10 protein-coding genes are annotated in these 12436 nt (G+C 44.8%); all 10 read right to left on the minus strand.

Annotated elements, in window-relative coordinates; genetic code table 11:
* Window positions 1-76 precede the first annotated feature (76 nt).
* The gene (locus Q3A68_RS19110; protein WP_302902730.1) at window positions 77-1291 is read right to left on the minus strand and encodes a FecR family protein; all 1215 of its coding nucleotides are present in this window, start codon (window positions 1289-1291) and stop codon (window positions 77-79) included.
* 92 nt (window positions 1292-1383) lie between these two features.
* A complete protein-coding gene (locus Q3A68_RS19115; protein WP_302902731.1) occupies window positions 1384-1965 on the minus strand; it encodes an RNA polymerase sigma factor in 582 nt (193 codons plus the stop codon).
* Between the two features lie 198 nt (window positions 1966-2163).
* Window positions 2164-3315, minus strand: a complete 1152-nt coding sequence (locus Q3A68_RS19120) for a formylglycine-generating enzyme family protein (protein WP_302902732.1) — start codon at window positions 3313-3315, stop codon at window positions 2164-2166.
* Window positions 3316-3328: 13 nt separating this feature from the next.
* Window positions 3329-4048: a rhodanese-like domain-containing protein gene (locus Q3A68_RS19125; RefSeq protein WP_302902733.1), complete on the minus strand. Its 720-nt coding sequence runs from the start codon at window positions 4046-4048 to the stop codon at window positions 3329-3331.
* 29 nt (window positions 4049-4077) lie between these two features.
* Window positions 4078-5958: an arylsulfatase gene (locus tag Q3A68_RS19130; RefSeq protein ID WP_302902734.1), complete on the minus strand. Its 1881-nt coding sequence runs from the start codon at window positions 5956-5958 to the stop codon at window positions 4078-4080.
* 3 nt (window positions 5959-5961) lie between these two features.
* Window positions 5962-6933 carry a sterol desaturase family protein gene (locus Q3A68_RS19135; protein WP_302902735.1) on the minus strand — a complete coding sequence of 324 codons (972 nt, stop codon included), beginning with the start codon at window positions 6931-6933 and terminating at the stop codon, window positions 5962-5964.
* Complete coding sequence (locus tag Q3A68_RS19140) at window positions 6917-7111, minus strand: hypothetical protein (protein ID WP_302902736.1); 195 nt, start codon at window positions 7109-7111, stop codon at window positions 6917-6919. The genes Q3A68_RS19135 and Q3A68_RS19140 overlap by 17 nt, the downstream gene beginning before the upstream one ends.
* The gene (locus tag Q3A68_RS19145) at window positions 7095-7286 is read right to left on the minus strand and encodes a hypothetical protein (protein WP_302902737.1); all 192 of its coding nucleotides are present in this window, start codon (window positions 7284-7286) and stop codon (window positions 7095-7097) included. Before Q3A68_RS19145 ends, Q3A68_RS19140 begins: the two co-directional genes overlap by 17 nt.
* A gap of 32 nt (window positions 7287-7318) precedes the next feature.
* Window positions 7319-8803: a RagB/SusD family nutrient uptake outer membrane protein gene (locus tag Q3A68_RS19150; protein WP_302902738.1), complete on the minus strand. Its 1485-nt coding sequence runs from the start codon at window positions 8801-8803 to the stop codon at window positions 7319-7321.
* Window positions 8804-8823: 20 nt separating this feature from the next.
* Window positions 8824-11958 (minus strand): SusC/RagA family TonB-linked outer membrane protein, encoded by a 3135-nt coding sequence (locus Q3A68_RS19155; protein ID WP_302902739.1) that lies wholly within the window; start codon window positions 11956-11958, stop codon window positions 8824-8826.
* Between the last annotated feature and the right edge of the window lie 478 nt (window positions 11959-12436).

Consider the following 12436-nt stretch of genomic DNA (forward strand, 5'->3'; position numbering starts at 1 on the left):
CTTTGGCTGATAACCGGGAGCGGTACGAACGCGCCTGGTTATTTTTTTTGTGGATAACCGTCATGAGAAGTATAAACTAATCCATAACTATTATCCTCCTTCCTGAAATTTTAAAATGAACCTTTCCGATCTTTTCAAGGTGGGCTAAGAGCTCGGAAATGCTTTTTGAGCGGTAGAACGTACCTCCGAATTGCTGGTCGTTATAATTACCACGGTATTCTACGTCAACGTTATACCAGCGCGATACCTTGCGCATGATACTGGCAATATTATCATCATTGAAAATAAAGTAGCCGTTCTTCCAGGCCATTACATTATTAATATTAGCATCAGAAACAACAATCGCATTCGATCCGCTCTGGACGACTGCCTGCTGCCCGGGTTTCAGTATGGAGAGTGAATTGTTATTGGTTACCTGTACTGCACCTTCCAACAAAGTGGTTGTAATAGCTTGATCATCATTATATGCTGATATATTAAAATGCGTTCCCAACACTTTTATCTCCGTGTGATTTACATCGACATAAAATGGCTTTTCCTTGTTTTTGGTAACCTCAAAATAAGCCTGGCCGGTGAGCTTGACCCGTCTCGAGTTGCCAGTGAAGGCAACCGGGTAGCTGATTGAAGAGGCTGCATCCAGCCACACTTTCGTGCCGTCAGGTAATTCAAGTTGATATTCGCCACCTCGTGGTGTAGTCAGGGTATTGAATTCAATATTCGCGGTAAGAGCGGTTACACTACCCGAAGCCACGGTCTTGTAAATAATCCGGCCGCTTTGCGTTTTAAGTATTTCGCCGGCACCAGTAGTGGCAACTAAACCGTTGGCAGCGCTGTCTAATAGGATAGTTTTACCACCCGAGATCGTCAAAATGGCTTTATCTCCACCAGGTTTGATAACTGCTGGCGGACTATTTTTTGTTACCTGGTTGGTTGTTCGGGTCTTTCGGTTACTAAAAACGATCAGCCCGGCGGTAAGGAAGATCAGGATCGCCGCAGCCATCTGCACCAGGCGCCGACGGTAAAATTTAACTATATGAGGGCGATCCGAGCCGTTATGCTCAGAAGTTTGAGTAAAGCGCGGGTCCGCTTTAATACGATTCAGCACCGCCTGCGACTGGCTGTCTTTAAACTCAGGGCCGTCGTCCAAAGAGGAAAATTCGATATCAGTCAGCCCGTCAAGCTCCGCCGGATCAGCTGAATTGAGGTACTTTAGCAGCTCGATACAATCCTCACTACTGATCGAATTGTTAAAATATTGAACTATCAGGCTTTTGAGCCGGTCACGTTGCATACGGTGTTGGTTTATAATTAGCCCCGAGAGGGTGGTTTGTACATAGGGAACACCAGGCAGGAGGGGTAGGACTAGTTGAAATGAAAAAAAAATTAAAAATAGATTAAGAAAATAACCAGGAACCAGAAATCAGCATATTTCAGGTGTTTTCTCAGGGTTTTTAAAGCCTCTACCATGTGGTTTTTTACGGTATTCTGAGATATATCCAATTGTTCAGCTATCTCTTTGTGCGACATGCCTTCAATTCGGCTCAGCCTGAATACTAGTTGTTGCTGGGGCGGTAGCTGGTTGATGAGTTTTTGGGTATAGTGTTCAAGATCATGGGCAATGATTTTTTCCTCCGTAGTATTTTGAAGATCACTGATCCGGTATAATAATTTTTCGAGCAAAATTGATGACTTGCCAATCTGTCTTAATGCGTTTAATGAAAGCCGTTTGGAAATAACATAAAGATAAAGCCACAGATCTCCACAGGGGTCTAGTTTTTCCCGACTTAGCCAAAAATTGATGAAGGTTTCCTGAACGATTTCCTCACTCTGCTCGCTGTCCTTTAGAAAACGGAAAGCTAGCCTATATACTTTCTCACTGTATAATTCGTAAACCGCCGTGAACACCGATTGATCTCCGGCTATAAGCTGTCTAATCGCGTTTTCATCGATAAATTTCTTCTCCACTTAGGCAAAAAGCAATAATTGATTGGGATAAATTTAACAAGAATTATTCTATAGCTGCAATGGTAGTTGATTCCGTTATCATTTGACTGCATTAATAGGAATCCCTCCACACAAATGTTCCCAAACTGCTTGTCCGAAAGTTTGATGATTTTATTAGCGATTTTAACAATAGATGCTAGCTGGTTAAAGAATGCATGCTCAATTATCCTGAACACATCTGAACCCCAAATGCTCCATGCCGCTGTCTTCTGTACTTTTCATACGGCGAGCTACACGGTAGCCTGTACAATAACTTTCATTGCATAGAAAAGAACCTCCCCGGATCACACGCTTTTTTGCGAAAGGTTCATCTGGATCATAGCTTTTTGAGGGGCCTTTAGGATCTACCGCACCGCTAGCCACCGACTTATAATAACTACTGTTGTAATAATCAGCGCACCATTCCCATGCGTTTCCAGCCATGTCATATAAGCCGTAACCGTTTGGCACGAATGAGCCTACCGGCGCCAGTCCATAAAATTTATCCTTCAAGGTATTCCGATCAGGGAAATGTCCCTGCCAGGTATTGGCTTTTACTTTGCCCTGATCTACCGGTTCATCGCCCCAGGGATAAAGCTTATTTTGTAGCCCCCCGCGCGCAGCCCATTCCCATTCGGCTTCAGTGGGCAGCCGCTTACCCGTCCACTTGCAATACGCTACTGCATCCAACCAGGATATATGTACGACTGGGTAATGCTCTTTCCCTTTTATCGAGCTTCCGGGTCCGTGCGGGTGCCGCCAGTCGGCACCTTTTTTCCACGTCCACCATTGGGTATAATCGTTCAGATCAACGGCTTGTTTGGGAGGGTCGAACACCAGTGATGCGGCCACCAATAAACTATCAGCAGGTTTTGCAGTCGCCGGCGGCAACTGCTTTTTTAATTCATTCCAGTTGGGTTTACGCTCAGCTGTGGTGATGTAGCCGGTGGCTTTAACAAACTGTGCAAACTCCGCATTGGTTACTTCTGTGGCATCCATCCAGAATCCGTGAACAGCAACTTGATGCTTAGGATATTCATCCTGATAAGCCTCCTTATTATCGGCACCCATTTGAAAATTACCTGCCTTTATCCAAACCATTCCTTTATGATCTTTGACTGAGGTGATCTCTGATACATCGGGCCTTTCAGAAACAAGCGAGGCAAAGCGTTTTGGAATATGGGATTCACAGCAAAGCGGCGCTTTATGCGCAAAGGTTACCGGGGCGCTGACGCCGTCGGTAACCAACTGTTTTATCGGTGCTGCTTTCTGTTTGCAGGCAAAAGAAATTACACAGCAAAACAAGATAAATAGCGGGGAATTATATCTCATCACTTTAATCGAATTACTTCAAATTGGCCGAAAAAGCCTGCCCTGTTTTTACAGCCTTCGCTATCTCAACTTTCGGAAATATACCTTCCTTTTGCCAAATGAGGGCGCCATCTTTATACAGAGCAATGTTCGGTATCGCATGGATCTTAAGTTGATGTGCCAGTTTAGTATGGTCAAAAACTTCGATCCTGACAATTTTAACACCAGTTTCTGCTGCTGCCGAGTCCGCTACCGGCGCCATTTTAATACACCCGGGACAGTATTTAGAGCCGAACTCAACAATGATCAATTTCTCTTTAGCGATCAAGTCATGAAAGGTTGTCAAATCCAACTCCTTTTTTGCCGATTTTTCGACTGGTTTGCCCGAACCTACCCAATTGGCTATGCCCCCGGGCAGTTCATATACTTCGTTAAATCCAAGGGCTTTGAGCCGTTTGGCCAATATCGCGCTTCGCGCATTGCCTATAGCATATACAAAAACTGGTTTTTGCTTATCGAGTGTGTTTATTTGCTCCGCCGACTTTGCAGAATCCTGGTTTAAAACGATCGCGCCCTTAAGGTGAATTTGCTCGAACTCAGCGGCAGATCTCGCATCGATTATTTGAGGCTGTTTTGATTGATTTATCCTCTCTTCGATTGCGTCGATAGATAGTTTAGCACTATTTTGCTGACCAATTGCCTGTATGGAAGTAGTGATAAGACCGATAACAATAATTATATTAAGCTTTTTCATAATTTCAATTTTTTGTGACATCGATTTCGCTAGTTACTTGATTGCGGAGGCTCTGCAGGGCTTTTTCGGTGCAGCCGCCCTTTAAGCACATCTTCCCAATCGATAAAAGGGTAGATATGGTTTTTCTTTGCCTGCTCGTCGTATAGTGCCTTCAACTCGTTCAGCTTTTCCGGGTATTTGCTGGCAAGGTTGACTCTTTCCGTATAATCTGTGTTCAGATTATATAATTCCCAAACGTCTTTATCGAAATTATTAACAGTCGAATCAGGCTTCCATTGACTGCCTGGACTAGTCAGGTCAGTGAAATCAGGATGATGATAAACTTCTGCCTTCCATCCATCTTTATAAATTGAACGCGAACCGAAAATGTAGTAGTACTGAACGCGGTGCTTAGAAGCAGCCAGTGCATCATTTAATGAATATGCCAATGAGGTGCCCTGCAAGGTATCCTGTTTGATACCCCGGATATACTCAGGGACATTCAGACCGATCAACTCCAGCGTGGTTGGCAAAACATCGATTACGTGACCATATTGCGTGCGGATAGCCCCAGGGTCTTTGATCGTCTTCGGGGCAAAAACAATCAGCGGGTTACGCGTTCCGCCTTCAGCATTGGCGTCCTGTTTCCAGTATTTAAATGGGGTATTGGCTGCCTGCGCCCAACCCAATGGGTAATTGGTTTGCGTGCCTTCGGGCGTACCGATCTCGCCGATCTTGGCAAGGTTATATTGAATATTCTCCTGCTCGCTATGCTGTTTAAGCAGAATTTGCCTGTCAATATCACCGTTTAACGAACCTTCTTTACTTGCACCGTTATCACCAATGATGACAAAGATGAGCGTATTATCTAACTGCTTGCTGGTTTTCAAATGTTGGATCAGGCGACCAACTTCATGGTCAGCATAGGTAAGGTAACCTGCATATACTTCCATAAAGCGGGCATACAAACGTTTCTCATCAGCCGATAAGGTATTCCATGCTTTTATATTGGGGTTACGTTCAGGCAACACAGCAGTAGCGGGAATAATGCCCTGTTTTTTCTGGTTATCAAAAACCCGCTGCCGGTATACATCCCAGCCTTCATCAAACTTGCCTTTATACAGGTCGCTCCATTCGTGGCTTACCTGGTGCGGTGCATGAGTGGCGCCGGGCGCATAGTACAGGAAAAATGGCTTATCGGGTGCGGCCTTTTGCTGCCTGGTCAGGTAAAAAATCGCCTTATCGGTGATCTGATCATTCAGGTTGCGGCCATCGGGTTTAACATGCGCATTGTCTTCAACCAGATCAGGTTGATACTGATCGGTTTGCGAACCCAGGAAGCCGAAGAAATGATCGAATCCTTTTCCCGATGGCCAGCGGTCAAACGGACCGGCATCGGTAGCATCTTCATCAGGGGTTACACCGTATTTGCCTACAGCAAAAGTGTTATAGCCGTTTTCCCTGAGTATTTCGGCAACAGTCCCTTTATCAGAGGGAATACGACCATCCCATCCCGGAAATCCGGCTGATAATTGTGTGTGCGAAAAACCGCCTTCATGTACATAATGATGATTACGCCCTGTTAACAAAGCAGCGCGCGTAGGCGCGCAAATACCGGCAGTATGAAAGTTGGTATAACGCAAACCTAAATGCGCCAGCGTGTCAAAATTGGGCGTAGCGATCAATCCGCCAAATGTGGATGATGCACCGAAGCCAACGTCGTCTAATATCATCCAAACTACATTGGGGGCACCCTTGGGCGCTTTTGGATTAGTCACCCATGACTCTTTCGATTCGGCAAATGTTTTCCCCTCAACACCCTTGAATGGCTGTTGCTGCTGCGTATAATTTTGCCCGTGGGCTATATTTGTAAAAAGCGCTCCCGCCAATAAAGCTAATGACAGAGCCTTAATTTGATTTGTGTGCTTCATCTTTTAATTATTGGAAAATGCGGGGGACGTGGTCAATTGTGGTGTTACAGTTTCTTCCTTCTGGTTATTTGCTCCCCTTCGTGCCAGTGCTTCGTAGTCATCTTCTATTCTTACCACAGGGCCGTTCGGTGCCAGTTCACTGCCTTCGACTTTTGATTTGAATATCGGCCAAAGCAGTTGTGCGGTCCACTGATCGCCTTCATAGTGGGAAATACCGTATGCTGCCGGATACTGTCTTGATATATGAGCCGTGCCGAAGATGATATCCCACAGGAAGAACATATTACCAAAATTGCCCTTGTAATATCCTACGCCATCATCTGTTGTAGCAGCATGGTGCGCATGATGGGTAGCCGGTGTTGAAATCAACCGTTCAAGTACCCAGGCCAGCGGATGAAGTATTTTGTACTTATACAGAGGTTTATCCCATGGTATACTTGAATGAGCCAGGGTGGTGATGGTAGATTTGATGGCCCTTACGGCAATTGCAGGGATACCCAAACCCAGGTATACCAATGCTGCTGTTAGGTATATCTGCGAGAAGAAGATAGTATAAATCACATTCTGCCTGCTGGCCATTGCCATGCCCATATAGGATGCCGAATGGTGCGTGCGGTGAAAGCGCCACAACCACGGCACCTGGTGATGCAGGCGGTGATACCAATATTGGGTCAGGTCATCAGCTACTGCGATGATGATGAATCCCCATAAGAAGGGCACCCAGCTAAAAATGTCTTTAGCTGCCGGCAAAATAAAAGGCAGAAAATGCAAGCTGTAATAAGCAACAGCCGGCTGCACAACCAGCTTTGGCAGAATAAAGCAGCTAATATCTACCCAACGTTCGTTTTTTGGCCATTTACCCTTGTAAAGACCGAATGTTACTTCAAGTATGCCTATAAAAAAGACCAGGAACGGGAAACCGATACCATTCAGATTATCGATGATCCGCTTGATGAAATCAATCGTTGCTTCCATTATTTTGCGAGTTTTTAGAGGTTATTGTTTTAGTGTTTTCTATGTGTTGTATTTTCTTTTCCCACGGCCGTTGCCCGGTGATCAGAAACGTAATGAACATTGCTGCGATGGGCAGGATATAAATAAACAGGCTCACGATCACATTCCTGGTGATCTGATCCTTAGTTGTTTTTTCCATTTTCATGATTTTCTGGTTTTGATGTGGTTTGTACTGAAGCCTTTTTTGCGTCATGCGCACTAAGCGCATGCTGGGTGAACCATAGCCCGCCGGCAATAATTACGAAGGGAACAACGGTGACAATAATGCCAACCAGTATTTTTTTCCCGATAAGTGATACATCTGACAGTGTCATAATTATTTTATTTTAATGGTTAAAATTTGAAATCAATACCCCGGATTCTGGGTCAGTTTTGGATTCAACTGAGTTTCAACCAGAGGTATTGGGAACAAGGTGTTTTTTGAACTTGCTGCTGATTTAGCCGGAATCGTGTGCAAAGCGTCTACTAATACAGTTCCGCCCTGACGTACCAAATCGAACCAACGGTGACCTTCCTGGATAAACTCCTTTCTTCGTTCGAGGAAGAGCGAATCCCTGAAATCAGATTGGCTCAGGCCAGCAGTCAGGGTGGGTACATTAGCACGGGTTCTTACCTGGTTAATGGCAGCGTAGGCATCTGTCGTAGGACCGCCATTTAATTCGTTTTGTGCCTCGGCATACATCAGCAGCACATCCGCATAGCGTAATACCGGGTAGTTAATGCCGCTCTGTGCCTGTGTGGTAAGAGGGGTCAGGCTATAGTCGACAAACTTATTGAAGTATGGTACATAGGGATTGTTAAAAACCACCGTTTGCCCGGTTGCCGCATTATAAACAGAACTATAGAAAGTAACCGCGCGGCGTGTATCTGTGGCACTAAACAATTTATAAAGGCTGCTATCGGCAGGTACATCTATCGGCCAGGTTTGTGTATTGAACGATGTGAAACTCAGACTCAGATATTGCTCACTATTCACTGCGCCAAGGTTGGTTTCAAACTGCACCGAAAAAATATGCTCCTTGCCATTCTTGGTGGCTTTTTGAAATGCATCATAATAATTCGGGAACAGCGAGTAACCATAACCACCATTTATGACTATGTTAAGCTGCGCCAAAGCATCGGCCCAATCCTGTTTTGTAAGATATACCTTTGCCAGCAAAGCGTGTGCAGCTCCCCCGGTCGCCCGTCCCACATCCGTACCAGAATATGATTTGGGCAGACGGGTCGCATCCTTCAGGTCACTGACAATTTGTGAATAAATAGAATCGACCGATGTGCGACCGGCCAATAAGGCAGTTGGGTTGATCGTAGTTGGATTATGCAGTATGAGCGGTACAGCGCCGTACAGCCGCACAAGATTGAAATACAACAAGCCGCGGATGAATTTCGATTCACGTATCAACCTCGCTCGCAATGTGGTATCCATCTGGATAGCCGGTAAATTATCGATAGCAATATTGGCCCGGTTGATACCATAGTACAACTGCTGCCATACCTTTTGCACGCGGCTGTTGGATGATATGTAAGTGACGGTTCCTAAAGCCCGCACATCCGGGTTGGTGTTGCTTGGACTATAAACCTGGTTATCGCTGGCATTTTCTACTAATAGATTCAGTTGACGACCATACAGGGGAAAGTCACCCGCCGGATCGCTATTTAAGGTGCTGTATACAGCGTTTACAGCCGAATTTGCGTCGGAAGCAGTTTTGTAAAACTGCGAGGATACAATCACTGAGCTTGGATTCTCATCCAGCTTTTTGCACGAGTATATTCCTGCCACGGAAATAACTGTGATAAAAACTATCAATTTTATATTGGATATCTTTTTCATCTTTTCGTATTCAATTTGGGTTAGAAAGTGACATTTACCCCGGCCAGGAAAGTGCGTACAGGCGGATAGGTACCATAGTCGATACCCTGTTTGGTATTGTCATTATCATAAAAGTTTGCTTCGGGATCCAGGCCCTTGTATTTGGTAATAGTCAGCAGGTTTTGACCGGAAACATATAACCTAATTTGTTTAGCGTGAATCCGGGAGGCCGCAACAGCATTGAGGGTGTACCCTAACGAAGCATTCTTCAATTTCAGATAGGAGCCATTCTCGATATACCTGTCAGTAACCTGCGGAACCGGGGAGTTAGTTGCCCGTGCAACTGTGCCGTTCGGATTAGAGGCGCTGTAACGATTAAGCAGTTCCGCTGACGCATTTAAAGAAGTAGTCGGCCTTTCGAGCGTTTGCTGTAACAAGTTAAATATTTTACTGCCGTACGACCCCTGGAAGAATACCGACAGGTCAAACTGTCCATAGGTAAAAGTGTTGGTAATACCTCCTGTAAATTTAGGCTGGGCACTGCCAAGGTTATGCTTATCTGCAGTAGTGATCTTGCCATCATTGTTAGAATCTGCATATTTGGTGTCGCCCACTTTTTGAGGTACGCCTGCCAACAGCGGTGTCCCGTTTGTCTGGTCAGCAGCAGTTAGCAATCCATTGGTTGAATAGCCCCAGAACGTGCCTACAGGTAAACCTACTTGTACGATCACAGGTGACACCTGCCCGATAGGGGCGATCGGGAAATAACTGGTAACACCCGGACCAAGGCTCAATACCTTGTTTCTATTGGCTGCTAGCTGCAGATTTGTTTTCCATTTGAACTTGCCCGATTTGATATTTTCTGTATTGATGCCCAACTCCAACCCTTTGTTCTCTACACTTCCTACATTCTCCAATTCACTGGCATAACCGGTGTATAATGGCAGTGGTACATTCAACAATAGATTGGTGGTCTTTTTATAATAGGCATCAAAAGTCAGATTGACGTGGCCATCGAAAAAGCCGATATCAAAACCACCATCGTATTGTGTGGTAGTTTCCCATTTCAGATCTGGGTTAGGTAATTGCAGCGGCGCACTGCCGGTAACCAACTTGCTGCCGAAATAATAGTTAGTTGGTGCAAGTGATGAAAGGGATGCAAAGGGCGGTACTTCAGAGTTTCCGGTTTTGCCTGCGGTTAGGCGAAATTTAAGACTGCTGACCGTACTCTCGAGCGGTTTGAAGAAATTCTCCTGATCAACATTCCATGAAAACCCGGCTGAAGGGAAATAGCCCCATTTATTGTTGGAACCCAATTTTGAGGAACCATCCGCACGTATAGAAACAGTAAAGTTATATTTATGCAGATACGAATAGTTGACCCTGCCCAGATAAGAATTAAGTGCCTGGCTGGATGCTGCAGATGTTGGGATGTTAGCTATTCCCGCATATGACAAATTATTATAGGTTGTCAGATCATTCGGGAACTTTTGTGCTGAAGCGACTGATGATTTAAACTGCGTATACTGCGTGGTATAGCCTGCCAGGATATTCAGAAAATGCCTGTCATTGAAGTTATGATCATATGTTAGCGTGTTTTCATTCAGCCAGCTTAACTCATTACCTGATCCTATCGATGCATAACCGCTTGTTGCATAACCTGTTGAGCCACCGGCGGGTGAACCGGTGTAGGATGGGGCATAATAATCCTGCGAAGTATTAAGAATGTCCGCACCGGCACTGATCTTTAAAGTCAGATCGGGTAGTATTTTATACTCCGCTGCAAAATTGCCCAGGAAACGGATAAGTGTGGTTTGATTAGTAGTTTTTGCTATATCCTGTATCGGGTTGGTTGGCGTAGTCAGGTAGGGATTCGAGGTATTATACGAACCATCCGCGTTCTTTATCAGTGCCAGCGGTGATGTTGTCAACAGCGTGGCGAAGGCGTTGCTGAAGTTGATGCTATTATAAGAGCTCCCGTAAAGTTTATTTTCGATGGATTGGCTGCCGAATGTATTAGCAGTAACTTTCAGATGCTCGGATACATTCTTTTCGTAATTAACACGGGCCGAATATCTCTTGAAACCCGTGTTCAGAATTGTACCCTTCTGGTTAAAATAATCACCTGAAATAAGATAACGGGATTTTTCGTCACCGCCGGAGATCGTCAGTTCATCATTCAAAATGGGCGCAGTTCGCAAAGCGGCTTGTTGCCAGTTGGAACCTGCTCCGGCTGAAGCGATTTGCGCAGCTGAGAATGTGGAAGCTAAGCCATCGCTCGCATTAACATCGTTTACCAGTTGCTCCCATTGGGCAGCATTCAACAGGTCGAGTGTCTTCGATACCTTTTGTATGCCATAGTAAGAACTGAAACTGACATTACTCGTGCCCTTTTTACCCCGTTTGGTGGTGATGATCACCACACCGTTAGCACCGTGTGATCCATATATCGCAGTAGCAGACGCATCTTTCAGCACTTCGATCGACTCGATATCATTTGGGTCGATAGTGGCCAAGGCATCAACGCTAGTCCCGTTAGAGCCTACGTTAGTATAGTCGTTATTATTGTAGATGATGAATCCATCGATTACATACAGCGGGGCATTACCAAATGAAATAGAGTTACCTCCGCGGATGCGCACGTTTGCGGTACTTCCCGGCTGCCCGGAATTCTGTGTTACTGCTACGCCGGATACACCGCCCTGCAGTAGGTTATCAAACGATGATGCCGGCTGGTTTAGTAATTGTTTAGGAACAGACGCGACAGATCCTGTCAGATCGCTCTTACGTTGCGTACCGTAACCTACTACCACCACCTCACCTAGTTGGCTGACGATATCGGAAATTTTTATAGTTACCGGGGTGCCATCCACAATAACTTCTTTGGTTTTATAGCCAATGAAGCTGACGATCAAAGCGTAGGGCAATCTTTGACCTGTAATAAAGGTGAAGCGGCCATCGGGCCCTGTTGATACCGAGTGGGTAACACCTTTTATCTGTAACGTTACACCTGCAATGGGTTGTTTGGTGACGCTATCGATGACAATGCCTTCCTGGTGCGAATTAATTAAGGGCGCGCTGGTCTCTTGAGCAAAAAGCGCTGCCGGAAATATTAAGAAAATTAGAACTCTGAGGAAAGGGTAGATGTAGGATTTTGCATGGACATATATTTCCATATATTTAACTGTTTTATGTTAATGATTCAATCGTTAGTAAAACCGGGGATGATGAGCAGTAGTGATTGGCGTTACGGCTGTTCACTCATCCGAAAAGACCGGCGAGGCTTCCTTGCCGGTTTATTTTTCTGGGGTAAAAATTATTTCGCGCACATATTATTTCTTTGTTAAATTGTTCAATGCCAGGGAGACTTTCGTCTTCAATAAATAAATTAATCAGAATGAAGAATGATTTGTGAATACTGTTCGTTAGTAGCGACAACAACAGACCATACCCAGTGCTTTTGCGGAACAAAGCATTCGATGAAAACCAGAAATACCCTTGTTATTTTGAGAGTACATTTTCATTTGTATTAGTTCTTCGCGACAAATATAAAAACATTTTTTATAAACACTACTAAATAGATAGATTTTATAGTTTTTATGATTTTCACAAAAAAAAGCTCCCAAAGTTTACCGATTTATAATTATTCCAATT

Source organism: Mucilaginibacter tolerans, assembly GCF_030519375.1.
Lineage (GTDB): Bacteria > Bacteroidota > Bacteroidia > Sphingobacteriales > Sphingobacteriaceae > Mucilaginibacter.

Bases quoted from the DNA above. Each gene is read 5' to 3' on its own strand.
- Q3A68_RS19110 (WP_302902730.1), bottom strand. From the start codon at position 1,291: ATGCAACGTGACCGGCTCAAAAGCCTGATAGTTCAATATTTTAACAAT.
- Q3A68_RS19120 (WP_302902732.1), bottom strand. From the start codon at position 3,315: ATGAGATATAATTCCCCGCTATTTATCTTGTTTTGCTGTGTAATTTCT.
- Q3A68_RS19125 (WP_302902733.1), bottom strand. From the start codon at position 4,048: ATGAAAAAGCTTAATATAATTATTGTTATCGGTCTTATCACTACTTCC.
- Q3A68_RS19130 (WP_302902734.1), bottom strand. From the start codon at position 5,958: ATGAAGCACACAAATCAAATTAAGGCTCTGTCATTAGCTTTATTGGCG.
- Q3A68_RS19135 (WP_302902735.1), bottom strand. From the start codon at position 6,933: ATGGAAGCAACGATTGATTTCATCAAGCGGATCATCGATAATCTGAAT.
- Q3A68_RS19140 (WP_302902736.1), bottom strand. From the start codon at position 7,111: ATGGAAAAAACAACTAAGGATCAGATCACCAGGAATGTGATCGTGAGC.
- Q3A68_RS19145 (WP_302902737.1), bottom strand. From the start codon at position 7,286: ATGACACTGTCAGATGTATCACTTATCGGGAAAAAAATACTGGTTGGC.
- Q3A68_RS19150 (WP_302902738.1), bottom strand. From the start codon at position 8,803: ATGAAAAAGATATCCAATATAAAATTGATAGTTTTTATCACAGTTATT.
- Q3A68_RS19155 (WP_302902739.1), bottom strand. From the start codon at position 11,958: ATGGAAATATATGTCCATGCAAAATCCTACATCTACCCTTTCCTCAGA.